A 25,165-nucleotide genomic window follows, 5' to 3' on the forward strand; every position below is an offset into this window, starting at 1 on the left:
CTTTGGGATATGTAAATGCGCAGATGCCGGGTGAGGTGGGTGTACTCTAGGGCGTTTGGTCGCACGGTTGGCAGATGGGTTGCGGAGATGACCGGGTCATGTGGGAGACAGACGGTACAAGCCGGACGCGTTGTCGCAAGCGCAGGCGGGTGGCTGAGTTCCTCGTCGCTGCGATGGTTTGGGTGGGCTTATGGGCCGGGCTGGCCACGGGTGTGAGCCGGGGGCAGGAGAATCCGCTGGGACAGGTGCATACGCAGGAGCCGCCACCTCCACCGAAGTCGCCGGAAGACGAGAAGCCGGTGGTTGAAGGGGCGAATAATGTCGCAGCCAATGCGACGGCGCACAGGAGGGACTCGCGCATCCGGGTAGACGTGAACCTGGTGCTGGTTCCTGCGACGGTGACGGACCCGATGAACCGGCTGGTGACCGGTTTGGAGAAGGAGAACTTCGAGGTCTACGACAACAACGTCGGGCAGATAATCAAGTCGTTCTCAACGGAGGATGCTCCGGTGACGATCGGGGTCATCTTTGACCTGAGCGGCAGCATGACGTCGAAGTATGCGCGGGCGAGGAAGGCGCTGAGCGAGTTTCTGCGAACGTGCAATCCTCAGGATGAGTTCTTTGTGGTGGGGTTCAACGACCGTCCCGCGGTGGTTGTTGATTACACGTCGGATGTGGACGACGTGGAGGCGCGGATGGTGATGCTGAAGCCGGAGAACCGGACGGCGCTGATCGATGCGGTGTATCTGGGGGTGAACAAGCTGCGGCAGGCCAAGTATGACCGTAAGGCGCTGCTGATCATCTCCGATGGTGGCGACAACCGCAGCCGCTACACCGAGGGCGAGCTTCGGCGCGTGGTGCGGGAGAGCGATGTGCAGATCTACTCGATCGGCATCTTCGACCAGTATGCGCCGACACAGGAGGAGCAGCTTGGGCCGATTCTACTGACCGATATCTGCGAGATGACGGGTGGAAGAATGTTTCGCGTGGGCGACCTGGCTGACCTGGGTGATATTGCGTCGCGCATCAGCGCCGAGTTGCGCAACGAATACCTGATCGGCTACAGGCCATCGGAAATGAAGAAGGACGGCAACTGGCGTAAATTGAAGATACGACTCGTACCGCCGCCGGGGCTTCCTCCACTGACGGTACACAATCGCCAGGGGTATTATGCACCTTCGCAGTAAAGGATATAGAAAAAATGAGTTCAGGTTACGAAGGCGGCGTGTCCCGTTCCTCCATGTCGCGGCTATTCTTGCCGTTTTTGCAGTGCCACAGATCTGCAGCGCGCAATTGGATAAGAACACGTCGTTGGTGCTTCTAGCGAAGGCCCAAGGAGATTTTGCGGACTGGCCAAAGCTCCGACAGGACGTACAGTTCATTAGCGGAAAATCAACTGTCATTGGATTAGTGAAGAATCAGATTCTGGTTCTGGAGGATGGGGTCGAACAGCCTGACGTGACGTTGCAACAGGCTGATAACGCTGCCTCGATCTGCCTGCTGCTAGACCAAAGCAGCTCCATGAAGGAAAGAGGCAAGGAGGTCATTGAAGCCGCACGACGGCTTATCGCAACCGCAAATCCGGGAGACGAGTTCGCACTCATGAGTTTCTCGGGCCCAGTCTATGTAGAGCAGGGATTCACGACAGATACAAAGAAGCTTGACGCGGCACTGCAGCGCGCTGAGTTTAAAGGCGCTTCCGATGTTTTTGATGCAGTACTGGCGTCAGTTGTCCAGATGGAAACACACGTTCCGAAGTATAGGAAAGTAATAGTGATTCTTTCGGATGGAGATGACAATTACTCCCAAGTCACACTATCAGACTTGTTACGAAGACTGCGATATCCAGGGGCACCATTGATTTACTCTCTAAGCCCACCTCAAGGGCTCAAGGTTAACGTAAGGCAAAACGGGCAGGCCCTCTCAAATCTACTGGCACTCACAAAAGCGACAGGTGGATTCAGTTTTGAGCCCGACACCTCGGATGAGTTGAGGGACTATGCGGCGGAGATTTCTCGGGATATTCGTAGTCGATACAGCCTGCAATATACATCGACGCATACGCAAATAGACGGAAAGCTGCATAAGGTTGAAATAAAGATTGCACCGGGAGTTAGTGCATCCAAGATCAAGCCACATTTTCGGCAGGAGTACTATGCCCCATCGCACTAAAAAGGCGGAACCGAAGTGGCGAGCCGGGATATGGCTCATATCTGTAGCGACGCTGCTATGCGGGACTGTGATCGGCGTGGCGCAACAAACTCAAACGAATGCGCCAGCAGGGCAGCCGCAGCAGCCATCGCTAACGGTGGACCGCGATCCTGTGCCTTCTCCGGACGTTGAGGCGCCGCCTCCTCCGAAGGGGACGAGCGCGCCGCAGGGGCTGGCGCCGATTACGAAGGGCGCAGGCGGCAAGTACACACTGCGTCAGGACGCCTACGAGGTGAGGCTGAACGCGACGGTGCTCGATGGAAGCGGGCGGTCGATCATGGACCTGACCAAAGACGCGTTTCACGTCTACGAAGATGGCGTGCCGCAGACGATCGCGTCGTTCCGGCATGAGGATCTGCCGGTGTCGCTGGGAATTCTGATCGACAGTTCTGGTTCGATGTACGACAAGCGGCCTTCGGTGGAGAAGGCCGCGCTGGACCTGGTGAAGCTCTCAAACCACGAGGATGAGGCGTTTGTTGTGGACTTCTCGTGGGAGGCGTTCATCGACCAGGATTTCACCAGCGATATCGGGAAGCTGCAGCAGGGGCTTAGCTACATCAAGTCGAGCGGTGGAACGGCGATGTACGACGCGCTGGTGGCCTCGGCTGATTACTTGTCGAAGAACGCGAAGCATCCGAAGCAGGTATTGCTGATCGTTACTGATGGCGAGGACAATGCTTCGAGTGCGTCGCTGGAGCAGTCGATACGGAGGATTCAGGACCTGGACGGGCCGGTGATCTACTGCGTCGGGCTGCTGTTTGGCGAGGACACGGACAAGCGCGAGTCGCGGCATGCACGGCGCGTACTGGAGACACTGGCGGAACAGACGGGCGGCGAGGCATACTTTCCAAGGTCGATCAATCAGGTCGATGAGATTGCGTCAGAGGTCGCGAAGGACATTCGGACGCAATATACGATCTCGTACCACTCGACCAAGTCGCCGGCTCTCGGCGGCTACAGACAGGTGCATGTGGATGCGAAGGCAAAGAGTTACGGAAGGTTGACGGTGAGAACACGGAGCGGGTACTACCCGCGGATTAATCGAAATGCGGCAGAGAGTGGGCAGGCGTCCTTGAACAATCCGGAGTCGCGCCCCTGATGAGAATTGCAGAGACGATTACAGAGTTGGTGGGGAAGACGCCGATGGTGCGTCTTGCCGCGCTGGAGCCTGAGGGCGGCGCGGAGATCTGGGCCAAGCTGGAGTACTTGAATCCCGGTGGGAGCGTCAAGGACAGAGCAGCGCTGGGAATTGTCCTCGACGCCGAGCGCCGCGGCGTCCTCAAGCCGGGCTCGACGATTGTAGAGGCGACAGCGGGCAATACCGGCGTGGGGCTGGCGCTGATTGGCATCAATCGCGGGTACAAGGTTGTGCTGTATGTCCCGGAGAACTTTGCCGAGGAGAAGTGCAAGCTGATGCGCGGGCTCGGCGCGACGGTGATTCGTACGCCCGAGGCTGAGGGAATGGCCGGCGCGATTCGGCGGGCGCTGACGTTTGAGCAGGAGAACGAAGGGGCGTTTGCGGCGCTGCAGTTTGAGAATCCTGCGAACCCTGACTTCCACGAGCAGACGACCGCGGTGGAGATATGGGAGCAGATGGAGGGCCGCGTGGATGCCTGGGTCTCGGGGGTGGGGTCGGCGGGGACCTTTACCGGAGTGGCTCGGTTTCTGAGGCGGATGCAGCCGGGAGCGTTGAATGTTGCGGTGGAGACGCAGGGAAGTGTGCTGCAGGGTGGGAAGCCGGGGCCGCACAGGGTGGAAGGGATCGGCGCGTCGTTTGTGCCAGTGACGTTCGACCGCTCGGTGTGCGACCGGATTATCCAGGTGATGGACGATCCGGCGTTCGAGATGGTGAAGCGGTTGGCGGCAGAGGCGGGCGTCTTTGGCGGGTCGAGCGCCGGGGCCGTGGTCTGCGCGTGTGTGGAGGTGGCCCGGGACCTGAGCCCCGGGAAGCGTGTCGTGACGGTGATTCCGGACTCGGCGGAGCGGTATCTCTCGAAGGGATTGTTGGGATAGGTTTCGATGTGCTCCGCGACGTATCGTGGCGCAATGAGAAAAATGCGGGGGTTCTTCGCTCCGCTCAGAATGACTGCTTTAAGTGAGGGGATATGCACGGAAAAAAGATGGGGTTTGCGACGCGGGCGATTCATGATGGTCAGGAGCCGGATGAGCTGACAGGCGCGGTGAATGTGCCGATCTATTTGACCTCGACGTATCAGCAGGAGGCGATCGGGAAGAACAAGGGCCATGAGTATGCTCGGCTGACTAATCCGACGCGCGATGCTCTGGAGGAGAGCTTGTGCTCGCTCGAGGACGGGACGAGCGCGCACGTGTTTGGCTCGGGCATGGCGGCGATTACGGCGATGTGCACAATGATGAAGTCGGGCGATCATGTGGTTTGCTCAGACAATGTGTACGGTGGGACGCAGCGGGTCTTCGACCAGGTGCTGGCGAATTACGGGTTGACGTTTACTTATGTCGACTCGAGCGCTGCGGAAAATGTGGCGGCGGCGATTACTCCAGCGACAAAGCTGGTGCACATCGAGACGCCGACGAATCCGATGATGGCGATCACGGACATTCGCGCGGTGGCAGATATCTGCCATGCGCGGGGCATCGAGTTGAGCGTCGATAACACTTTCTTATCGCCCTATTTGCAGCAGCCTATCGCGTTGGGCGCCGATATCGTGATGCACTCGACGACGAAGTTCCTGAACGGCCACTCGGACGGGCTGGGCGGCGTGCTGGTTTGCACGAAGCCGGAGCAGGCGGAACGGTTCCGGTTTGTGCAGAAGTGCACGGGCGGGATTTTGTCGCCGTTTGAGAGCTATCTGCTGCTGCGTGGGGTGAAGACGCTCGCGGTGCGGATGAAGCAGCATGATGCCAACGGGCGTGTGGTTGCCGATTTCCTGAAGCAGCATCCGGCGGTGAAGAAGGTGTTCTATCCGGGGCTCAAGGAGCATCCGCAGCATGAGTTGGCGAAGCGGCAGCAGCGCGGATTCGGGTCGATGATCTCGATCGAACTGGGGTCGCTGGAGAATGCGAACCGGTTTGCGCAGCGGCTGAAGCTCGGGTTTCTGGCGGAGTCGCTGGGCGGGGTGGAGACGCTGATCTGCCATCCGGCGACGATGACCCATGCGGCGGTTGGGGCGGAGGGTAGGGCTCGGCTTGGGATTACGGATGGGCTGATGCGGATCTCGGTCGGAATTGAGGATGCGGAGGACATCATCGCCGATCTGAAGCAGGCTTTGGAGGGGTAGGCCCTCCCCGTGTTTTTTGTGCAAAATCTTCATTTTATTTGGTTTAAGCCTGGACTTGTTTTGCAAGATATTCCATCTAAAAGGTTTATCCGCAAAGTATTCTCGCTGAATAGGTTATGCGTTTAAAAGGAGAAAGCCCCGGTTGAGCCGGGGCTTCTTCTTTTGAGTCTGGTTCTATTTTAGCGGATTGAGGGAAACTGCTCTGCCACGGGGATGTGGTTTGTTTTGTTTGGGTTGGGTGATTTTTGGGCTTGACAGGATTTCCTGTGGAAAATTTCTCCGGATGCGGGATCGGATCTCCCAATGGCAAAGGGCAATAGAAAAGGGCAATAGATCAGTCGCTTCGGCTGCGCCTTGGGCAGAGCGGTGGCCGCTTCGCGGCAGTGCATGCCATCTCCTTTGCAATGAAACTTGGTGCCAAGACTTTTGCCAGCTAAGAAGGACCACGGCTATCATGACCACCGGCCTAGTCGCGGGGTTGGTACTCCTGGGGGCGTCAGAGGCCGCCGCGCAAAATTTAGTGGGTCCTATGTAGAGGGGCCGGGAAAGCCCTGTCCTATAGCCACGGCTGAGTGATCGGCCGTGCGCGATACCTACCGCATTTCAACCTCTTGAAGGAGGAACCTCATGAAAAATCACGGAAATGTGATCAGCAGTCCTCGGAACCGTCGCAGTTTTCTGAAAACAGGATTGGCAGCAGCCGGGGCAATAGGAACCGGCCTGCTAGCACGCGGCCCCACGGCGTATGCAGCGCCGGCGGGCCTCACTGCAGGCGATACTGCCATTCTGCAGTTCCTGGCTGCTGGAGAAGCCCTCGAAGCTGACTTTTACGACCAATACAACGAACTGGGCGGAATCCACGACAGCGAAGAGACAGGAGGAAGCGGCAATCGGATCTACACCGAAAGACTGAGGAGGATCGATCCCAATATCCCCCAGTACATTCATGACATCACCGACGACGAGAGGAGCCATCAGAGTTTTATAAATGCATACCTGGTCTCAAGGGGGGCCGCAGCCATTGACCTGGAACCTTTCCGCACCGTACCGGGCAGCACCGCGACGGGATCCAGCGGAAAGCTGCGACTGACCAACCTGATGCAGCTCACAGTGGACACCAGTTGGTGGACGCGCTATCGGAGCAGCACAAATAATCCCGATGTCAATCCAACCATGTTCGAGCAGGCGGTCCCGGACCTGCACAACGGAAAGTTCCCCGCCATTCCAAGAACAGACGATGACCTGCACCCAAACAAGCATATTCAGGCCATTGCCAACACCGCGGCCTTCCAGATCCCGACCGTGGAACAAGGCGGCGGCAGTTTGCGCATGGCGCTGGCACAAAGGGCGACAGACGTAGAAGTGCTACGACTCCTCATCAGCATGGGCCCCATCGAGAGCATGCATTTTCAGACCTTTTCGGATAAGGCCGGCAATGCGCCGCCGCTCACCGACCCGACCAATGGGCTGACATTTCCCGACCTTAACTCCGGCAAAGATCCTAACAACGGATCAACGGGTGATGCGGTCAGACAGATGTTCCAGACCAACCTGATCATGCCGGAACCTTGCCCCTTCATCAACGCCAACCTGCCGGCATGTTCTGTAATCCGTCCGACGAACACGACGGGGGCAGCCATGGGAGCGCTCAAGTTTCTTACTGCGATGGGGCTCTTCACTGGCCAGTCGGATGCGTTCTTCAGGTATCTGACTAATCTGGCCGAGGCTGCGGACGACGCACAGCGCGGAGTCTAGACGCAAGGCAAACGCAAGGACAGGAAGTGGCTGGAGTAGGTTCTACATTCCCACCCTTCGCCCAATCACCCTAACGCGCAAATGCGCTCGTCGGGACCGCGCTTCGGTGTGAGAGGTCCCGTCCCAAGGAATGAGGGACGGGGCCGTTGATGGTTCTTCACGGGCAGACGAACTAGTTGGCTGGGGCTGCGATCGGTTTCTCGGCGGCCTTGATGGCCTCGTGCTTCTTGGCGAGGTCCGCGTTCCTGGCCTCGATGGTCTGTTTCTCGGCCTTGAACGCCTGGTTCTTGGCTTCGAGCTTCCTGTTCTTCTCAGCGAGCTTCTTGTTCTTCTCGTCGAGCTTCTTGGCCTCCTTCGCGAGCTCCTGGTTCTTTTTGAGGAGGCTCTGCTGCGCGTCGATCTGGTTCTTGATGACCCTGTCCTGCCGCGCGATGTCGGAGCGCAGCGCGCCGGCACTGACAGCGGGAGTGGAGGTCTCGGCGGGCTGAGAGGCCTCCGTAGCGGAGGCCGTGGTGGCGGAGGACGCCGTGGCGCCTCCAGTGGATACGAGGTTGGATTTGGCACTGCTCTGGCAGACGGCGGGAATCGTCGCAGAGGCAGCGAGGAGGAGAAGGCTAGCGGGGAGGAGTTTCATTTGTTCACCTCATGGTTAAAGGAGAGTTAGAGATTCAACAGTCGCCGAAGCACAACTATCAGGCGGCGGGCTTCTAACTGCTGCCATGCTACTGCGGCCGGCGATGGATTCGGGCCGGAAACTGGGGCCGCGGGATGACACTTTTGGGGGATATGGGAGGTTGGGCGCACCCGAGCTTTTGTGGTTGGTTGAGAGTTGGAGGGGGGCCACCGCATCTCTGGAGAGTTCCTTAGGAAGAGCTGTGGCCGGCACATTGCAGCACCCCAAGGTAGACGCTCCACAGACCCACGGCATCGCGGTATTGGTGGGCCATAATCCTTGAGATCTGGTGCAGATGAGTTAAGTCATGAGTTGCCCAGGTCGCCAGTAGCTGCGACAGGGTGACTACTCCGAGGGCAGGGTGTCGTCCGCGTAGCTCGAGGTCCTCCGGCCGTAGGTTCAACGCACGCAGTTCGCGCAGGTTTTCTGACCGCAAGCGGGCAAATTCATCCAATAACTGCTCCAGCGACTTGCCTTGACTCTCGCGTGTCTGTCCCAGGCGATCGAATGGCTCAAACGTCCGGCTATCGCCGAATTGCAATATCATCCTTGCCCGCGACATCCAGTCAGTGCGTTCGCCGTGAATCAGGTGGCCGACGACATCGAACGCGCTCCAGGTGTTTTCACCTTCGTTGTGCAACGTCCACGTCTCCGGTAGATCGCGCAGAAGGGCATTGAGAGCGGCGGGGGTGCGTGTGAGCAGCGACATTGTTTGTTGCAGATTGTGTTCCATCGTGCTCCTCGATTTTGTGGGAGTAATTCTCCCGAGACTCTAAATTGTATTTGTTGGGGGGGGAGGAAATGTGGATCGCGCTTTTGCGCGATTGCCCACCTTCGAAAAGCACGAAGGGGGGCACCAGAGAAACCAGAAAGCCGGCGCAGCAGGCAACCCACAACTACGGCGAGGTGGAGGAATGGTTCGATTTAGATAAAGAGATGACGACATTTTTACGTGCCGCTGACACCGGCTCGGTTGTGTAAGCTCAAGCTTTTTTCCAAGGAGGTTCTCATATGTACAACATGTGGAGCAGTATGAAAACCGAAATCAATCGGCGTTCGTTCGTAAAGAACGGACTGTCGGCAGCGGGGGCCGCAACCGCTGGCATCGGGCTTCTGGCAACTAGCCCTTCCGCTTTAGCGCAGGAAGAGAACGGCGAGCGCCCCGGTCGTCTCAATCGAGGAGATGCTGCTATGCTTCGGTTCGCTGCAGCGGCGGAGATCCTGGAGACGGACTTCTGGCGGCAGTACAACGAACTCGGGGGTGTGCAGGACAGCGAGGTCCCGGGTGGAACCGGGAATCCTCTCTACACCGCCGCTCTTTCGAAGCTGGACTCCGACATGGCTCAGTACATCCATGACAACACCGATGACGAATTCACTCACCAGAACTTTTTGAACGCTTACCTGGCGTCGAAGGGAGCCGACACGGTGAATCTTGAGCAGTTCCGGACCCTGCCGGGCAGCACGGCGAAAGGCGCCAGCTCAGGACTATGGATTACCAACCTGATGCAGCTGACAGTGGATACCAGTTGGTGGACTCGCTACCGGAGCAGTACCCACAACCCCGACCTGGATCCGAACTTTACTTTTCCGCCGGCGATTCCAACGTTAGCGGTGGGAGCGCATACGGCGATTCCAAGGACGGATGACGATACCAAGGACCCAAACTTTCTTCAGGCGATCGCAAATACTGCCGGTTTCCACTTCGCCACGATCGAACAAGGCGGCACCACCCTGTACCCCGCTTTTGCTCAGAGAGCGACCAGCGTGGAGGTGTTGCGAATTCTGATCAGCATTGGGCCCACGGAGACGATGCACTTTCAAACCTGGCAGGACAAGGCGGGCAATGCACCTCCCCTGACCGCAGTGGATCCAGTGACGAAAGTCTCGGTGACGTTTCCGGACCTGAATTCTCCGCCGTTTGGTGGTGAGGATTTCCAAACGAACCTGATCATGCCTGAGCCTTGCCCATTCATTAGCCGCAAGCTGCCGCCTTGCTCGGTTATCCGTCCGACGGAGACAAAGGGCATTGCCATGGGCGTGGTCAAATTCCTAACCGACATGGGACTATTTATCGGTCAATCGGCCGCGTTCTTCACGTTGTTGAAAGATCTGGCGGAGGATGCGGATGACGCCAGGCGCTTTGGCGGGACAGCCTAAAGATACGTGACGAGACAATCTGCCGGGTGTGTTCGCTAACGGCGAGACAGATCGCGCTTCGCGCGATTGCCCACCTTCGGCGCGATAAGACCGCGCCGAAGATGGGCAACCGGCAGGTTTTATTTCATGACCACGGAAACGTTGCGAACCTCTTGTAGCGACAAAGTTCGATTGGGAATCTGATCCGGATGCCAACTGAATTTCCCTATAAACGTTCCTATTATTGTCTTGTCCAATGTGCCGGGATGGCCCTTGCTAAGGGCTTTAGTCAACGCGCTCTCGCCGACATAACGCTTAGGCGATAACGGCGCGATACCAAAGTTTATACAGTCCTTGTCCGTGAGAACACTTCGTTCGATGCCATCACTTTCGAACTGAGCCCTAATTTCGAGCAATCTACCCTCAAATTTCGAGGGCTCACTAGAAACAGCGCAAACAGTCGTCTCTATCGGAGTTTCGGAATTACTACGCTCGATTGGGGCAGTGGAAACAAGAAGAAAACTAAGTGTTGTGTAGCTGAGCAACAGCTGTGTCATGAATTTTTTCCTGTAAAGCACCTACCTGTGTTCGGCGATTTGTTCGGTTTCTTTGGACATCTTGGCGGTGCGTTCTAGTTTGTCCCAGTTGAAGGGCTTGCCGTCGATGGCTCGCTTGAGCGTCTTGAAGAGGACGATGGAGAAGAGCTGGCGGTAGCTGAAGCGCTGGATCCAGATGTGGACGAGGAGCCAGGCGTCGCCGCGGCTGGCGGGGTGTTTGCGCTCGAGCGCGAAGGCTAGAGCGGAGGCGGCGAAGTCGATGAGCAGGAATGCGAGGAAGAAGATGAGCAGCTTGTGGAGGCTGTCGGCCGAGGCGGTGTCGGGGTGGAAGTGTTTGTCGATGAAGTAATTGATGATGCCGGCGAAGAACATCAGGTCGATGAGCGGAGAGAGCAGCGGCAAGAGGATCTGGAAGATGAGGATGTTGGGCAGGGCGAAGAGGCCCATGGCGCGGTTGCGGGTGATGGCTCCGCGGTGCTTGAAGATGGCCTGGAGGATTCCGAAGGACCAGCGGAAGCGCTGGCGCATGAGTCCGTTTGCGTTGATGGGGGCCTCGGTGAAGGCGAGGGCCTGGTCTTCGTAGATGACGGAGTAGCCCTGCTCGAGGAGGTTCATGGTGAGGTCGGCGTCCTCGGCGACGGTGTTGGCGTGGTAGCCTCCGGTGGCTTTGACGGGAGCCGTGCGCCAGGCTCCGATGGCTCCGGGGACTACGGTGACGACGTCGAAGAGGTCCAGGGCACGGCGCTCGAAGTTCTGGCTGGTGATGTATTCGAGAGCCTGCCAGCGGGTCCATAGGTTGACGCGGTTGCCAACCTTGGCGTTTCCGGCGACGGCTCCGATCTTCGGGTTGGCGAAGTGGGGGACGAGCCGGGAGATGGCGTCGTGGGCGATGACTCCGTCGGCGTCGATGCCGATGTAGACCTCCTCGTCGGTCTGGTTGAGAGCGAAGTTGAGGGCCTCGGCTTTGCCTCCGTTGGGCTTGGTGAGGACGGTGAGACGGCCGGAGGCGATGTCAGCGGGGTAGGCATCGCGCACCACGCGATACGTGTTGTCGGTGGAGCCGTCGTCGATGACGATGATGCGGATGTTCTTGTAGTTCGACATCATGACGGAGCGGACGGTGCGGACGATGACCTTCTCCTCGTTGTAGGCGGGGATGAGGACGGCGACGCGGGGGAAGTAGTCGGGGCCGGCGAAGTTTTTGCGCTTGCGGAAGCGGTCGATGAGGGCGCAGACGCCGATGAGGATGAGGCGGCCGCTCATGAGGACGTCACCGACGAAGAAAAGCGCGACGACGAAGTTGTTAAAGAAGCCGAAGAGGAAGAAGGCGAGGGAGTCGGCGCGTGCCTGCCAGCGTTGGCGCGGGGTGAGCGGAGGCATGACCTCGGCGCGGGTTTTGCCGAGAAGCTCGGAGACGGGAACGATCTGGTAGCCATGCTCGCGGAGGGTGGTGATGAGCATGGGCAGCGCGGCGATGGTCGCGGAGCGGTCGCCTCCGCCGTCATGGAGCAGGATGATGGAGCCGCGGGTCCAGGGGCGGCGGTTCATGTCGGCTATCTGGGCGAAGACGCCGTTGGTGATCTCCTGCGGCATCTTGCGCGGGTTCTCATCCCAGTCGTTGGTGTCGATCTTGTTGCCGACGATGACGTAGCCGAGGCCCTGGATGCGGTCGATGGGAGCGGCCTGGTCGTTGGTGTCGGGCTCCTGGTCGATGGAGTAGGGCGGGCGGAAGTAGAGAGGCTGTACGCCGAGCTTGGAGGCGAAGAGGCGCTCGGTGAGGTTGAGTTGGAGATCGGCCTGGCCCTTGGAGATTTCGGAGATGTCCGGGTGGGTGAAGGTGTGGTTGCCGATCTCGTGGCCCTCGCGGTAGGCGCGCTGCATGACGCCGACGTTCTTCTCGGCCTCTTCGCCGATCATGAAAAAGGTTCCGCGCACGTCGTACTTCTTGAGGACGTCGAGGATGCGTGGGGTCCAGATGGGGTCGGGGCCGTCGTCGAAGGAGAGAGCGACCTTTTTGGGCTGGTAGCCGTACTGCCCGATGGTGTAGGAGAGCGGGTAGGAGTGCATGGACTCCTGCGTGACCATGCGGTATTGCTGGGGGATGGTCTTGTCGTCGTCGAGGGTGACGACGCGGACGCCGTCCTGGGGTTTGCGGGTGACGCGGAGGATGTCGCCTTCACCCTCGGTGTCGACGTCGTAGCCGGGAGCGACGTGGATGAGGTCGTTGACGGGGTCGGCGTGGAGGGGCGAGTCCCAGATCTTCCAGAGGGAGTTGTCCTCCTGGCCGAGACGCCAGAGAGCATAGGTCTGGATGCCGAGCTCGCGAGCGGCGCGCATCTCGTTGAGGACGGTGACGGCGTCGAGGAACCAGACGTAGTGGCGGACGTGGTTGTCCTCGTCATCGTATGCGAAGTGGACGTTGAGGGAGTCGTCGTCGAGGTCGATCTGGGATTCGGAGTCGTAGGCCTCCTGCCATGCCTCCTGGGTGGAGAGCGGGATGGAGGAGAGGACTCTTTCAGGCTGGGGCTTCCGGCCCTTCTTCGGAGGCGGCGGGAGGGTGGTGGTCCAGTCGTAGCCGTAGCTGCCGATGGAGCAGATGATCTTCTCCTTGGGTACGACTTTGAGGACGTCCTTGAGGTTCTGGATGAACCAGTCCTGGGAAGCGATGGGGCCGGGCTCACTGTCGGTCTGGTGCTCGTCGTAGTTCATGAGCAGCAGGCCGTCGGAGTGATCGGCGAGGAACTTCATGTCGAAGTCGTCATCGTGGACGGGGACGTTGACGTAGAGGCGGAGATTGCGGGGGTGAAAGTCGTTGTAGAGCGCTGCGACGAGGGCCTGGAAGCCGGGCTGGGCGGAGGCGGGAATCTCCTCGAAGTCGAGCGAGAGGCCGCGGTAGCTGGGGTTGGCGGCGAGGAAGGTGTGGATCTGGTGGACGAAGTTGGCGCGGGCGTCGTCGCTGGAGAGGAACTTCCCGACCTCGGGCATGAAGAGGCCCTTGATGGGGTCGTAGTTGTTGACGAGGGGGAAGACGTCGAGGTTGACGTGGTTTTCGGCGATGGTGCGGGCGACCTTGTCTTCGCGGTCGACGGGCTGGACGCCGGAGGGCGAGACGACGGGGTAGGCGCGGTTGTCGATGGTGTAGCCGGTGAGCGCGCCGTCAGGGGTGACGACGTGGAGCCACTCGGGGAAGAGGAGGTCGATCTGGCTGATGTGCTGCTTGAGGGAGGAGTAGCTGGCGGGGTCGTCCTCGACGTAGTAGGCGGCGCGGAGACCTTCGCCGGAGTTGAGGGTGACGTCGGCGGGCTTGATGTCGGTCTTGCGATGGGCGGAGCGACGAAGCTTCTGATTGGCCTTGAGTCTGGCGTTCTGCTTGTCAGCGAGCGTTCGGTAGTTGCGCTTCTGCGAGGTGAGGAGCAGCTCTGGCAGGGGCTTCATGCGCATGAGGCCGATGATGAAGACGGTGCCGAGGACGAGGCCGAGCAGGGCCAGGGTGTCGAAGACCAGCCGCAGCCGTTTCCAACGCTTGCGTTGCGGATCGAAAAAGACTTGTTTACTCATTGAGAAAGGCCGCCCGCCACGCGCATGCTCTAAGCCCCATCCTAAGCAGGCGGGTTGCGGGAGTCAACGCGCGGAGGGGGGTGGGAAGATCACGAAGTATCATGCAATCTGCATGCTATCGCGACGAAGGCAGATGGGGATGGGGGCGGCGGCTCTCGTGGCGGGGCTAGCCCTGCGCGTGTGGTTCATCGTGCATGCAGCGCAGATCGATGGCGACACGCTGATCTATGGAGATATTGCGAAGAACTGGATGCTGCACGGGGTGTACGGATATGTCCAGACGGCGGCGGGGTCGGTTCCGACGCTGATCCGGTTGCCGGGATATCCGCTGTTCCTGCTGCTGTGTTTTCGGGTGTTCGGGGTGGACCACTATACGGCTGTGATGGGCGTGCAGGCGGTGGCCGATCTGGCGACGTGCGTTCTGGCGGCGGCGCTGGCGCGCAGGCGATTCGGCGGGAAGGGGGGCATGGCGACGCTGTGGCTGGGAGCGCTGTGTCCGTTCATGGCGAACTATGTCGCTTCTCCGCTGACTGAAACGCTGAGTTTGCTGTGTGTGGCGCTGGCCTTCTATGGGCTGGAGAGATGGCGCGAGGCGGGCGCACGCTGGAACCGCTGGGTGTGGGTGACGGGGTTCGCGCTAGCCTATGCGGTGCTGCTGCGGCCGGAGCAGGGACTGCTGGCGGCGGCAGTGGTGCCGGCGATGCTGTGGCTGGCGTGGAAGAAGAACGGCGCGGAGGGCAGGATGGCGGCTTTGGCTCCGGTGGCGGCTGCGGCGTTGTGCGTTGTGCTGCCGCTGGCTCCGTGGACGGTGAGGAACTGGAGGACGTTTCATGTGTTCGAGCCGCTGGCTCCGCGGTATGCGACAGACCCCGGGGAGCCGGCGCCGCTGGGATTTCAGCGGTGGTTTCGCACGTGGGCGATCGATTATGCGTCGAGCGAGGATGTCTACTGGAACTACGACGGCGCGCCGATCGAGATAGGCAATCTGCCTTCGCGGGCCTTCGATACCGAGGAGCAGTATGTGCAGACGGAGCAGCTGCTGGAGGAGTACAACCAGAACTTCAACCCGACTGCGGAACGCGACGCGAGGTTCGAGGCGCTTGCCGAGGAGCGCATTAAGGCCGATCCGCTGCGCTACTACGTTGCGTTGCCTGTGGCGCGGGTAGTGAATATGTTTCTGCGGCCGCGCACGGAGCTGATGGGGGTGGAGCTTGAGTGGTGGAAGTGGAGCGAGGACCACGCGCAGACGGCGTTCGCAACGGCGTATGCGGGGTTGAACCTGGGGTATTTTGTGCTGGGGGGCGTGGGGTTCTGGGTGTGGCGGCGGAGAGGGTTCGGCGGCGAGGTTGTGCTGGGGTGGGCAATGATGGGGTTCGTCGTGCTGCGGTGCGCGCTGCTGCTGACGGTGGATAACTCGGAGCCGCGGTATACGCTGGAGTTCTTTCCGGTGATTGTGGTGTGGGCGGCGGTGGTGTTTTCGCAGGGTGAGGGCGTGAGGGACGTCTCGGAATCGAGACTTGAGGCATAGATGGTTGGTTGGTGGTATGAGCATCGCACCCACGTCCCAGGAGCGAGACGTGGGGCACCCGCGATCGTGTCCCAGGCAAATCCCCTCGCTGCGCTGGGGGATGACAACCAAAATGAGGAAATGCCGTTGCTCGGCTAGCGGCGGTCGACGGTGGTCTTTTTGTCTGTCTTGATCGCGTAGGGCTTGGCATTGACGGGCTGGTCGTAGCGGATGTTGGTGTAGATGGCGGTGCGGTAGTCGCCGGATGGGGTGAAGAACTTCTGTCTGAGGGAGATGCCGCGCTCGGGGTCGACCCAGATGGTGATGTGAGTGAACATGTTGCGGACGTTGGGGTCCTTGGAGACGAGGTCGAGCTTGCGGGTCTCGATCTGCTTGTGGCCGTCGCTGAGGGTCTCGGGACCGCCATCGGCGATGGTCCACGCCTTGGCCAGGTCGCTGCCGCTGCCGCCGAAGCCGAGGGTGAGGAAGCTCTCGTACTGGGACTGGTTCTTGCCGGCGGTGAGGATGGTGAGGTGGTCAGAGATGGGATCGAAGAGGCGGAGCAGGCCGTTTTTGTATTCGAGGAATTTGGTCTGCGGAGGAGCGACCTGGGCTCCCATCTCGGTCTTGCCTGCGTTCTTCAGGAAGTAGATGGTTCCGCTCTGTGTGGTGGTCTCTTTGACGACGAGTTCGTAGAAGTCCCAGCGGAAGTCGGCCTCGGCGGACTTGAAGCGAGTGCTGGCGGTATCCATCTGGCGGATGACTGCGTCGAGTTCGCCGGGTTTAGGTTGAGCGGACGCGGTGAGCGGGGCGAGGGTGGCAGCGAGAAGGGCAATGGAGATTTTGCGGAGGATCGGCATTCGTTAGAAAGCTCCCTGCGGATTTTTGATGCGCCTGGCGGGTTGAGATTCGTGAATGCTTCTCTGCTTATTTTTCTTTATCGGAGGACCCAGGCGTCGTAGGCGATGATGTGGCCCTGCGCGTCGCGGACGGGCTCGAAGCGCTCGAGGGTGACCTCGCCGGAGATGGGTTCGATGACGCGGAGGATGGCGGCGCGGCGTTCGTCGTCGGTGGAGGCTCCCTGCATGTCGTCGGCGCGGATTTGGTAGAGGAAGCGGCTGCTCTGGCCGCTGGTCCCCGCCTCTTTGACGAGGACCTCGGAGGAATGCAGGGCGACGGTCTCTACGGGGCGGTCGTTGAAGTCGATGAAGCGGGGGCCGAGGAAGAGGAAGAGGAGAATGAGCGTGACCATGACGTCGTAGTGCATGGAGCCGCGCTCGTAGGTCCACCAGAAGTAAGAGCGGAGGGTTTTGAGCATGGTTAGGGGCGCTCCTGTTTGGTGATGATGGTCTGGCCGTTCATGTATGGGATGAGGGCTTCGGGGATTCGGATGCTGCCGTCGGCCTGCTGGTAGTTTTCGAGGATGGCGACGTAGGTGCGTCCGACGGCGAGGCCGGAACCGTTGAGGGTGTGGAGGTACTCGGATTTTTTGGCCGCGGCGGGACGGTAACGTATGTTGGCGCGGCGAGCCTGGAAGTCGAGGAAGTTGGAGCAGGAGCTGATCTCGCGGTAGAGACCCTGGCCGGGGAGCCAGACCTCGAGGTCGTAGGTCTTGGAGGAACTGAAGCCCAGGTCGCCGGTACAGAGGAGCATGCGGCGGTAGGGAAGGCCGAGGACCTCGAGGACCCGCTCGGCGTGGCGGGTGAGGGCCTCGTGTTCGGCGTCAGATTTCTCGGGCGTAGTGAACTTGACCAGTTCGACCTTCTGGAACTGGTGCTGGCGGATCATGCCGCGGACGTCTTTGCCGTAAGAGCCGGCTTCGCTGCGGAAGCAGGGGGTGTAGGCGCAGAAGGAGACAGGGAGCTGAGATCCTTCGAGGGTCTCGTCGCGGAAGAGATTGGTGACGGGGACCTCGGCGGTGGGGATGAGCCAGTGGTCGCCGTCCTGGAGTTCGCCGGAGTAGGAGCCCTTGTCGTCGCAGTGGAAGAGGTCTTCGGCGAACTTGGGGAGCTGGCCGGTTCCGAAGAGCGAGCGGGAGTTGACCATGAAGGGCGTGAGGACCTCGGTGTAGCCGTGGTCGCGGATGTGGAGGTCGAGCATGAAGCTGGCGAGGGCGCGCTCGAGGCGGGCTCCGGGGCCGTAGTGGACGACGAAGCGAGAGCCGGAGATCTTGGCGGCGCGGTTGAAGTCGAGGATGTTGAGGGCCTCACCCAGCTCCCAGTGTGGTTTGGGGGTGAAGTCGAAGGCGGGCCTTGTTCCCCAGGTCTTTTCTTCGCGGTTGGCGTGCTCGTCGGAGCCGATGGGCACGCAGTCCTGCGGGAGGTTGGGGAGGGATTGGAGGATGGTCTTGAGGCGCTCGTCGGAGGCGGTGGCGCGGGCTTCAAAGATTTCTGACTTGAGCTTTATATCGCGAACTCGTTCGGTCAGATTGGTGACATCTTTGCTTTCTTTTTTGAGTTTGGCAATCTCTTCTGACAGCCTGTTTCGCTGCGCTTTGTACGTTTCGACATGGGTAATGGCGTCGCGGCGCTCGCGGTCGATGGCGGCGAAGTCGCCGAGGACGGTGGCGGGATCCATGCCACGGGCGCGCAGCTTTTCCTCTACAACGGGCAGGTTTGCCCGGACGAAGGCTAGATCAATCATTTGTTTTATTTTAGCGGGTTGGACGCAAAGGTTGGGATGAGTCTCTTCCGCCCTTGGCTTCGCGAAGGATGAAGCACCCGAGCATTGGTGGCGTTACAAGCGAAATACAGGGATTCTTCGCTGCGCTCAGAATGACACCGAGAAAAAGCGCTCAGAATGACAACGAGAGGAAGCGTTCAGAATGACAACGAGAGGAAGCGTTCAGAATGACACCTCGAAAAGGTGTCCTCGCGGCGTTGATTTTGCTGTCCTTTTGCATTGCCGGATAGGATTTTGTTTATTCTCCAAAGATGCGAAAGTATATCGCCCTTCTTCTGCTGATGGTGCTTCTGGTGCCCGCTGTTCCTGCCGCTCACGCCGATGAGTACCACGCGAAACCGAAACTTGTGATCATTCTGGTGATTGATCAGTTTCGCGGAGATTACCTGGAGCGCTACCGCGATGACCTGAAGGCTGCGAATGGGTTCAACCTGTTCCTGAAGCGGGGGGCGTACTTCGGTTCGTGCTATTACGACTACGCGAATACGAAGACGGCACCGGGGCACGCGACAATTGGCACGGGCGCATATACGGATGGCCATGGGATCGGGTCGAATGAGTGGTGGGACCTGAGCCGCAATACGGACCGGCCGATCAGCTCGGTGGAGGATGAGCGGTATCGCATCGTGGGGACGTTTGACGACCTGCCTGCGCTGCTGCCGCCGCCGGCTCCGAAGCCGACGGACGCAAGGATCGGGGCTTCGCCGCTGAATCTGCGGGCGACGACGCTGGGCGATGAGGTCCGGCTGGCGACGCATGGCGAGGCAAAGGTGTATGGGATCTCGCTCAAGGACCGTGCGGCGATTCTGCCAGCGGGGCAGACGGCGAATGCGGCGTTCTGGATCGACAATGCGACGGGACGGTTTGTGACGTCGACGTATTACATGTCGAAGCTTCCGGATTGGGTGACGAAGTTCAACAAGGGGCCGAGGCAGGCGCAGGCTGTCAAGGAAGCCGGGCTTGAGGAGACGACACAGTTTTTCGCGATGGTAGGGCGGACTCCGGCGGCGAACAGCTATGAGCTGGACTTTGCCAAGACGCTGATCGACAACGAGCAGATGGGACAGCACGGGGTGACGGATGTGCTGACGGTCAGCCTTTCGGCGAACGACATCATGGGGCACCAGATGGGGCCGGACTCGGACGCTGAGAAGGAGATGGTGATTGGGCTGGACCGCGATCTGGACAGCTTCTTCGGCTATCTGGATAAGAAGATTGGCCTGGAGAATGTAATGATCGCGCTGACGGCGGACCATGGCGTGGCTCCGATTCCGGCGGAGTCGGCGCGGCTGGGCGTGGCTTCGGCGAGGATCGACCTGGAGAACCTGACGGCTGCGATCAACGAAGAGCTGAATGCGAAGTTTTCGCCGGGTAAGAGTGTGCCTTACTTTTTGCCGATGCAGGAGCTGCCGTATCTAGCGCTCGATCCGAGGGCGTTCGGAACGGTTTCGGAGAAGGATGCGGAGCAGGCAGTGGCGGCGGCAATTCCGGTGGCAGTTCGCAAGCTGGGTGCTCCGACGCTGCCGCCGAACAACAACGACACTCTGGAAGCCACTCGGAGGTATGAGGAGAGCCGGGTGGCTGCCGATCCGGCATTTGCGTTTGTGCGGTCGCGGGTGGACCTGGCCGCAGGGAAGATTCCTCGTACGGAGTTTGGTGGGCTGATCGAGCATAGCTATTCTGACCACGGGGGATGGTATGTGATGGCGGTGCCGACGGCGTATCAGATGGAGTATATGAACGGGAGCCAGACGACGCACTTCTCGCCGTGGAGCTATGACCGTCATGTTCCGCTGGCGTTCTTCGGCGCGGAGTTTGCGCCGGGGTTCTATCGCGAGCGGGTGGCTCCGGTGGACATCGCCGCGACGTTTGCCTCGATTCTGGGGGTCAATGCGCCTTCGGCCAACGTGGGCCATGTGCTGACGGAGGCGCTGCGCCCCGTTGAGGCAGGTAAGTAAGCTCGAACCGCTACACTGGAAGGAATGAGAAAAAAGGAAGTGGTGGCGTGAGCAAAGGGCCGGACATGCGCGTGAACATCGCGGGCGTGGAACTGCAGTCGCCGGTGATTGCGGCGAGCGGGACCTTCGGCTATGGGGTGGAGTTCGAGGAGATCGTCTCGCTGGAGAAGATCGGCGCGTTTGTGACCAAGGGGCTCTCGCTGGAGCCGATGGCGGGGAACCCGTCGCCGCGGATTATTGAGACGGCAGCGGGGATGATGAACGCGATCGGGCTGCAGAATATGGGCGTGCGAGCGTTTGTGGAAGAGAAGCTGCCGAAGGCGCTCGCGATCCGGGGCGCAGTGGTATTTGCCAACGTCTTCGGATTTACGGTCGAGGAGTGCGTGGAGGTGATCCGGGTGCTGAACGATGCGCCAGGAATCGCGATGTACGAGCTGAATGCGAGCTGTCCGAATACGAGCCATGGGGGAATGGTCTTCGGGACGGACCCGTCGTTGCTGTATGAGCTGGTTTCGTTCTGCAAGGGAGTTTCGCGGAGGCCGCTGATGGTGAAGCTGTCGCCGAATGTGACCAACATCGGGTACATGGCGCGGGTAGCGGAGGATGCGGGGGCCGATGCCGTGTCACTGGTGAATACGTTTCTGGCGCTCTCGATCGATATTGAGACGGGGAAGCCGCGGATTGCGAACGTGACGGCTGGGCTTTCGGGACCGGCGATCAAGCCGATTGCGGTGAGGATGGTGCATGAGACGTCGAAGTCGGTGCGGATTCCGGTGGTAGGGATGGGCGGGATCGTGCGGGCCGAGGACGCGGTGGAGTTCATGATGGCGGGTGCGACGGCCGTGCAGGTGGGGACGGCGAGTTATGCCGATCCGAGGGCTGTTGAAAACATCGCGAACGGCTTGAAGAAGTGGTGCGCGAGCCATGGGCTGGGCGAGGTGAGATCGCTTACCGGCTCGGCGTTGATGTGAGGGGCGTTCGGCGAAGGGCGGCTGCGGGGCATAAAATAGAGGGTGATGATTCAGTCCAGTTCTGCTCCCTCCTCTGCCGTCTCCGTTGACCTTCGTCCCGTTCGCCGCGCACTTCTTTCCGTTACCGATAAAACCGGTTTGGTTGAGTTTGCCAAGGCGTTGGCCTCGCATGGGGTTGAGCTGGTTTCGACTGGCGGCACGGCCAAAGCGCTGCGCGATGCCGGTCTTGCCGTGCGCGATATCAGCGACCTGACTGGGTTTCCGGAGATGCTGGATGGACGCGTGAAGACGTTGCACCCGAAGGTGCATGGCGGGATTCTGCATATTCGCGGTAATGACGAGCATGAGGCAGCGGTGGCCAAGCATGGGATTGAGCCGATCGACATGGTGGTGGTGAACCTGTACGCCTTTGAGAAGACGGCGGAGAAGCCGGGAGTCGCGTTTGCCGAGGTGATTGAGAACATCGACATCGGCGGGCCGTCGATGGTGCGGTCGGCGGCAAAGAACTTTGGCGACGTCGCGATTGTGACCTCGACGAAGGACTATGCAGGGCTGGCCGAGGAGTTGAAGGCGAACAACGGCAACCTGAGCCGTGCGACGCGGTGGCAGCTGGCGAAGCAGGCCTTTGCGACGACCGCTGCTTATGATGCGGCGATTGCGACGGCGCTGGAGAGCATTGAGGCCCCCGAGGGCAAGGCGGTCTTCAAGACGGATGCGCTGCCGCAGACGCTGCGAGTGATCGATCCGCTGGAGATGACGCTGCGGTATGGGGAGAACCCGCACCAGAAGGCCGCGTTGTATGTCGATGGCAGCGGCAAGGGGATTGCGGCGGGCGAGCAGTTGCAGGGCAAGGAGCTGAGCTACAACAACCTTGTCGACCTGGACGCCTGCTGGGAGCTGGCGAGTGAGTTCGATGAGACGGCGGTCGTGATTATTAAGCACACGAACCCGTGCGGCGCGGCGACGGGCGCGACGGTGCTGGAGGCGTACAAGCGGGCGCTTGAGGCTGATCCGGTTTCGGCGTTTGGCGGGGTGATCGGCGTCAACCGTGAGGTGGATGGCGCGGCGGCGGAGGAGATTGCCAAGTTGTTCGTCGAAGCGATTGTTGCTCCGAGCTTTACGAAGGAGGCGCTGGAGCGGTTTGCGGCGAAGAAGAATCTGCGGCTGATCCGGATTACGCCAGCGGAGACGAAGAGGGTGTTGAAGCAGGTCTCGGGCGGGGTTCTGGTGCAGGATGCTGATCGTCTGAAGGTGACCGAGGCGGAGCTGAAGGCTGTGACGGAGCGCAAGCCGACGGCAGAAGAGATGCGCGCTCTGCTGTTCGCGTGGCGTGTGTGCAAGCACGTAAAGTCGAATGCGATCGTGTACGCGCGGTTTGCTGAGGGACATGGCCAGACTGTTGGAGTGGGCGCCGGGCAGATGAGCCGGGTGGACGCGGCGCGCTTCGGCGCGATGAAGGCCGTGCTTCCGCTGGCAGGTTCGGTGGCGGCTTCGGACGCGTTTTTTCCATTCCCCGATGGGCTGGAAACTGTGGCAAAGGCTGGAGCTACGGCGGTGATTCAGCCGGGCGGGTCGGTGAGGGACGCCGAGGTGATCGAGGCGGCGAACCGGTTGGGTGTGGCGATGGTCTTTACGGGAGCGCGTCATTTCCGGCACGGATAGAGACAGGGAGAATATAATCACGCCCATGCCGGCAACTGGGCCTGTTGTGCCGCCTGCTGCATCCAATTGGCAGGCGTCACACGTCTAATCCCAGTGTCTTCTCTGGAGCGTTTATTCCGGCGGCACAGGAACTTACAATCTATGACCTTGTTTTTGCGTGCCTCTACAGTCCGGTTCTACACTCTGCTACCTGCTGCGGCGATGCTGCTTGCTGTCCAAACGATGGCGGGCCAGGCCCCGGTGGCCACGAAGTCGGGTAAGCAGGCGGATCCTGATCGCTCGGCAGCCTACTATCACTATGGGCTGGCTCATCTCTATGAGGACCTGGCGGTAAACGCCGGGCGGCCGGACTATGCGACACAGGCGGTGGAGGAGTACAAGCTGGCACTGGTCGCCGATCCGAATTCGACGACGCTGCAGGATGGGCTCGCCGATCTTTACTTCAAGATCGGGCGCATTCGCGAGGCGGTCAGCGCGGCGCAGGAGCGAGTCAACAAGGACCCGAACGACGTGGCGGCGCATGAGCTGCTGGGCAAGGTCTATCTGAGGTCGCTGGGCGACATGCAGAGCCAGCAGGCGGGACAGATGCTGCAGCTCGCGATTCGCGAGTATGAGAAGCTCGCGCAATTGAAGCCGAATGACATCGAGACGCACCTTCTGCTGGGACAGCTGTACAGCCTGAACCACGAGTCGGTAAAGGCGGAAGAGCAGTTCAAAACAGCGCAAAAGATCGATGGCGGCTCAGAGGAAGTTGTCCTGAATATGTACCGGCTGTACAGCGAACAGGGCGACTTCAAGAGGGCCGCGGATGTGCTGGCGGCGATCCCTGTCGATGACCGCAGCGCAAGGATGGAGTTTGCGCTGGGCTCGGCGTACGACCAACTGAAGCAGCCGAAGGACGCGATTGCAGCGTACCGGCGCGCTCTGGAACAGGACTCCGATAATCTCGACGCGGAGCGCGGGCTGGCGAATGCCCTGTTGACGGATGGACAGCTGGACGAGGCGCAGAAGATCTTTACCGACATTGTGACGGCGGAGCCGCAGGACGCGCAGTCGCAGATTCATCTGTCAGAGATTCAGCGGCGGCAGGGGCACTACGACCAGGCGCTGGAGACGTTGAAGAAGGCTAAACCGCTGGCTCCGGATTCGCTGGAACTGAGCTATAACGAGGCGTTGCTTTATGACGCTCTGGGCCGCTACGACGACGCGATCGCGCTGCTGAACAAGATGCTGGATGGAACGGCACACGCGGATGGCAAGTACACGGACCAGGAGAAGTCGAACCGCTCGATCTTCCTCGACCGGCTGGGCATCATCTACCGCGAACAGAACAAGACGCAGGATGCGATCAACGCATACAAGCAGATGGTCGATATGGGCGGTGAAAACGCAAGGACCGGCTACCAGGGCGAGATCGATGCGTACCGCGATGCTCATCAGTGGAAGGATGCGACGGCCGCTGCCGCTGCGGCCGCCACGGCGATGCCGAAGGACCGCACGGTGCAACTGGCGTATGCGGGACAGCTTGCGGACACGGGCGAGGCAGAGAAGGGAGTCGCTCTTGCCAAGGCCCAGCTGACGGGAACGCAGGACGATCGCGAGGTGCATCTGTCGCTGGCGCAGATTTATACGCGCCTGAAGCGCTACAGCGAGGCGAAGGCGGAGCTCGACTCTGCGGAGAAGCTTTCGAGGAAATCGGAGGAGAAGCTCTACCTCTACTTCCTGCGCGGCACACTGGCTGATCGACAGAAGCAATATGACGAGGCTGAGGCGGAGTTTCGCAAGGCGCTGGCCATCGATCCGCAGAATCCGACGATCCTGAACTATATGGGATACATGTTCGCGGACCGCGGGGTAAAGCTCACAGAGGCGCTTACGTTCATTCAGAAGGCCGTGGAGCTTGACCCGCAGAACTATGCGTATCTCGACTCGCTGGGGTGGGTGTACTTCAAGACGGGGCAGTACGCACTGGCCGAGGAGAACATCCGCAAGGCGAATGAGCGCAACAGCGGCGATCCTACGATTCACGACCACCTGGGCGAGGTCTACGAGAAGACCGGCAAGCTGAAGTTGGCGGTGGCGCAGTGGGAGCGATCGATGACCGAGTACTCTCGTTCGCTACCGGCGGACGCTGATCCTGACGATGTCGCGAAGGTCCAGCGCAAACTGGAGAACGCACGGGTGAAGCTGGCGAAGGTGAGCTCGGCTGCTATCAAATAACTCCTGTTCGGCGCT

General features: G+C 60.2%; 20 protein-coding genes. 13 read left to right on the top strand and 7 right to left on the bottom strand.

All coding sequences use genetic code 11. The annotated features are described in order from the left end of the window. Positions 1-98: 98 nt before the first annotated feature. The 6 genes from OHL16_RS17395 (at position 99) to OHL16_RS17420 (ending at position 7,223) form a co-directional block, all read left to right on the top strand. Positions 99-1,187 (top strand): VWA domain-containing protein, encoded by a 1,089-nt coding sequence (locus OHL16_RS17395; protein ID WP_263368450.1) that lies wholly within the window; start codon positions 99-101, stop codon positions 1,185-1,187. Between the two features lie 106 nt (positions 1,188-1,293). Beyond that, positions 1,294-2,172 (top strand): VWA domain-containing protein, encoded by an 879-nt coding sequence (locus OHL16_RS17400; RefSeq protein WP_263368451.1) that lies wholly within the window; start codon positions 1,294-1,296, stop codon positions 2,170-2,172. Next, on the top strand, positions 2,156-3,310 hold the full coding sequence (locus OHL16_RS17405) for a VWA domain-containing protein (protein WP_263368452.1): 1,155 nt from the start codon (positions 2,156-2,158) through the stop codon (positions 3,308-3,310). Before OHL16_RS17400 ends, OHL16_RS17405 begins: the two co-directional genes overlap by 17 nt. Then, the gene (locus OHL16_RS17410; protein ID WP_263368453.1) at positions 3,310-4,224 is read left to right on the top strand and encodes a PLP-dependent cysteine synthase family protein; all 915 of its coding nucleotides are present in this window, start codon (positions 3,310-3,312) and stop codon (positions 4,222-4,224) included. The genes OHL16_RS17405 and OHL16_RS17410 overlap by 1 nt, the downstream gene beginning before the upstream one ends. A 92-nt stretch (positions 4,225-4,316) precedes the next feature. Then, a complete protein-coding gene (locus OHL16_RS17415) occupies positions 4,317-5,468 on the top strand; it encodes a trans-sulfuration enzyme family protein (RefSeq protein ID WP_263368454.1) in 1,152 nt (383 codons plus the stop codon). Positions 5,469-6,095: 627 nt separating this feature from the next. Beyond that, entirely contained in the window at positions 6,096-7,223 is a 1,128-nt protein-coding gene (locus tag OHL16_RS17420; RefSeq protein ID WP_263368455.1) for a ferritin-like domain-containing protein, read from the top strand. A 172-nt stretch (positions 7,224-7,395) separates the two neighbouring features. Here OHL16_RS17420 and OHL16_RS17425 read toward each other — a convergent pair whose 3' ends face one another. Together OHL16_RS17425 and OHL16_RS17430 are read right to left on the bottom strand one after the other, a co-directional pair. After that, positions 7,396-7,857 carry a hypothetical protein gene (locus tag OHL16_RS17425; protein WP_263368456.1) on the bottom strand — a complete coding sequence of 154 codons (462 nt, stop codon included), beginning with the start codon at positions 7,855-7,857 and terminating at the stop codon, positions 7,396-7,398. A gap of 229 nt (positions 7,858-8,086) precedes the next feature. Then, positions 8,087-8,629, bottom strand: a complete 543-nt coding sequence (locus OHL16_RS17430; protein ID WP_263368457.1) for a DinB family protein — start codon at positions 8,627-8,629, stop codon at positions 8,087-8,089. Positions 8,630-8,697: 68 nt separating this feature from the next. Between OHL16_RS17430 and OHL16_RS17435 the strand changes: the two genes are divergently transcribed. Beyond that, positions 8,698-8,877: a hypothetical protein gene (locus tag OHL16_RS17435; RefSeq protein WP_263368458.1), complete on the top strand. Its 180-nt coding sequence runs from the start codon at positions 8,698-8,700 to the stop codon at positions 8,875-8,877. Positions 8,878-8,928: 51 nt separating this feature from the next. Continuing rightward, complete coding sequence (locus OHL16_RS17440; RefSeq protein WP_263368459.1) at positions 8,929-10,056, top strand: ferritin-like domain-containing protein; 1,128 nt, start codon at positions 8,929-8,931, stop codon at positions 10,054-10,056. 119 nt (positions 10,057-10,175) lie between these two features. Here OHL16_RS17440 and OHL16_RS17445 read toward each other — a convergent pair whose 3' ends face one another. Further along, a complete protein-coding gene (locus tag OHL16_RS17445) occupies positions 10,176-10,592 on the bottom strand; it encodes a hypothetical protein (RefSeq protein ID WP_263368460.1) in 417 nt (138 codons plus the stop codon). 21 nt (positions 10,593-10,613) lie between these two features. Beyond that, complete coding sequence (locus OHL16_RS17450; RefSeq protein ID WP_263368461.1) at positions 10,614-14,150, bottom strand: polysaccharide deacetylase family protein; 3,537 nt, start codon at positions 14,148-14,150, stop codon at positions 10,614-10,616. Positions 14,151-14,262: 112 nt separating this feature from the next. Between OHL16_RS17450 and OHL16_RS17455 the strand changes: the two genes are divergently transcribed. Continuing rightward, on the top strand, positions 14,263-15,678 hold the full coding sequence (locus tag OHL16_RS17455) for a glycosyltransferase family 39 protein (protein WP_263368462.1): 1,416 nt from the start codon (positions 14,263-14,265) through the stop codon (positions 15,676-15,678). Positions 15,679-15,812: 134 nt separating this feature from the next. Here OHL16_RS17455 and OHL16_RS17460 read toward each other — a convergent pair whose 3' ends face one another. From OHL16_RS17460 to serS, 3 genes are all read right to left on the bottom strand, one after another. Next, positions 15,813-16,517 carry a LolA family protein gene (locus OHL16_RS17460; protein ID WP_263368463.1) on the bottom strand — a complete coding sequence of 235 codons (705 nt, stop codon included), beginning with the start codon at positions 16,515-16,517 and terminating at the stop codon, positions 15,813-15,815. A 77-nt stretch (positions 16,518-16,594) separates the two neighbouring features. Beyond that, positions 16,595-16,975 (bottom strand): hypothetical protein, encoded by a 381-nt coding sequence (locus OHL16_RS17465; protein ID WP_263368464.1) that lies wholly within the window; start codon positions 16,973-16,975, stop codon positions 16,595-16,597. A 2-nt stretch (positions 16,976-16,977) separates the two neighbouring features. Continuing rightward, the gene (gene serS / locus OHL16_RS17470) at positions 16,978-18,300 is read right to left on the bottom strand and encodes a serine--tRNA ligase (protein WP_263368465.1); all 1,323 of its coding nucleotides are present in this window, start codon (positions 18,298-18,300) and stop codon (positions 16,978-16,980) included. A gap of 290 nt (positions 18,301-18,590) precedes the next feature. Between serS and OHL16_RS17475 the strand changes: the two genes are divergently transcribed. The 4 genes from OHL16_RS17475 to OHL16_RS17490 all read left to right on the top strand — a co-directional run bounded on the left by OHL16_RS17475 (position 18,591) and on the right by OHL16_RS17490 (position 25,150). Beyond that, positions 18,591-20,297 carry an alkaline phosphatase family protein gene (locus OHL16_RS17475; RefSeq protein WP_263368466.1) on the top strand — a complete coding sequence of 569 codons (1,707 nt, stop codon included), beginning with the start codon at positions 18,591-18,593 and terminating at the stop codon, positions 20,295-20,297. A 65-nt stretch (positions 20,298-20,362) separates the two neighbouring features. Further along, positions 20,363-21,268, top strand: coding sequence for a dihydroorotate dehydrogenase (locus tag OHL16_RS17480; protein WP_263368516.1), 906 nt, complete (start codon positions 20,363-20,365; stop codon positions 21,266-21,268). A gap of 45 nt (positions 21,269-21,313) precedes the next feature. Further along, positions 21,314-22,930 carry a bifunctional phosphoribosylaminoimidazolecarboxamide formyltransferase/IMP cyclohydrolase gene (gene purH / locus OHL16_RS17485; RefSeq protein ID WP_263368467.1) on the top strand — a complete coding sequence of 539 codons (1,617 nt, stop codon included), beginning with the start codon at positions 21,314-21,316 and terminating at the stop codon, positions 22,928-22,930. Between the two features lie 141 nt (positions 22,931-23,071). Then, entirely contained in the window at positions 23,072-25,150 is a 2,079-nt protein-coding gene (locus OHL16_RS17490; protein ID WP_263368468.1) for a tetratricopeptide repeat protein, read from the top strand. Positions 25,151-25,165 lie beyond the last annotated feature (15 nt).

Source organism: Edaphobacter bradus (genome assembly GCF_025685645.1).
Lineage (GTDB): Bacteria > Acidobacteriota > Terriglobia > Terriglobales > Acidobacteriaceae > Edaphobacter > Edaphobacter bradus.

Excerpts from the sequence above, each read along its gene's own strand:
- OHL16_RS17395 (WP_263368450.1), top strand. The coding sequence starts at position 99 with ATGTGGGAGACAGACGGTACAAGCCGGACGCGTTGTCGCAAGCGCAGG.
- OHL16_RS17405 (WP_263368452.1), top strand. The coding sequence starts at position 2,156 with ATGCCCCATCGCACTAAAAAGGCGGAACCGAAGTGGCGAGCCGGGATA.
- OHL16_RS17420 (WP_263368455.1), top strand. The coding sequence starts at position 6,096 with ATGAAAAATCACGGAAATGTGATCAGCAGTCCTCGGAACCGTCGCAGT.
- OHL16_RS17430 (WP_263368457.1), bottom strand. The coding sequence starts at position 8,629 with ATGGAACACAATCTGCAACAAACAATGTCGCTGCTCACACGCACCCCC.
- OHL16_RS17410 (WP_263368453.1), top strand. The coding sequence starts at position 3,310 with ATGAGAATTGCAGAGACGATTACAGAGTTGGTGGGGAAGACGCCGATG.
- OHL16_RS17455 (WP_263368462.1), top strand. The coding sequence starts at position 14,263 with ATGCTATCGCGACGAAGGCAGATGGGGATGGGGGCGGCGGCTCTCGTG.
- OHL16_RS17435 (WP_263368458.1), top strand. The coding sequence starts at position 8,698 with ATGTGGATCGCGCTTTTGCGCGATTGCCCACCTTCGAAAAGCACGAAG.
- OHL16_RS17475 (WP_263368466.1), top strand. The coding sequence starts at position 18,591 with ATGCGAAAGTATATCGCCCTTCTTCTGCTGATGGTGCTTCTGGTGCCC.
- OHL16_RS17460 (WP_263368463.1), bottom strand. The coding sequence starts at position 16,517 with ATGCCGATCCTCCGCAAAATCTCCATTGCCCTTCTCGCTGCCACCCTC.
- OHL16_RS17490 (WP_263368468.1), top strand. The coding sequence starts at position 23,072 with ATGACCTTGTTTTTGCGTGCCTCTACAGTCCGGTTCTACACTCTGCTA.
- OHL16_RS17465 (WP_263368464.1), bottom strand. The coding sequence starts at position 16,975 with ATGCTCAAAACCCTCCGCTCTTACTTCTGGTGGACCTACGAGCGCGGC.
- OHL16_RS17440 (WP_263368459.1), top strand. The coding sequence starts at position 8,929 with ATGAAAACCGAAATCAATCGGCGTTCGTTCGTAAAGAACGGACTGTCG.
- purH (WP_263368467.1), top strand. The coding sequence starts at position 21,314 with ATGATTCAGTCCAGTTCTGCTCCCTCCTCTGCCGTCTCCGTTGACCTT.
- OHL16_RS17450 (WP_263368461.1), bottom strand. The coding sequence starts at position 14,150 with ATGAGTAAACAAGTCTTTTTCGATCCGCAACGCAAGCGTTGGAAACGG.
- OHL16_RS17415 (WP_263368454.1), top strand. The coding sequence starts at position 4,317 with ATGCACGGAAAAAAGATGGGGTTTGCGACGCGGGCGATTCATGATGGT.
- OHL16_RS17445 (WP_263368460.1), bottom strand. The coding sequence starts at position 10,592 with ATGACACAGCTGTTGCTCAGCTACACAACACTTAGTTTTCTTCTTGTT.
- serS (WP_263368465.1), bottom strand. The coding sequence starts at position 18,300 with ATGATTGATCTAGCCTTCGTCCGGGCAAACCTGCCCGTTGTAGAGGAA.
- OHL16_RS17480 (WP_263368516.1), top strand. The coding sequence starts at position 20,363 with ATGCGCGTGAACATCGCGGGCGTGGAACTGCAGTCGCCGGTGATTGCG.
- OHL16_RS17425 (WP_263368456.1), bottom strand. The coding sequence starts at position 7,857 with ATGAAACTCCTCCCCGCTAGCCTTCTCCTCCTCGCTGCCTCTGCGACG.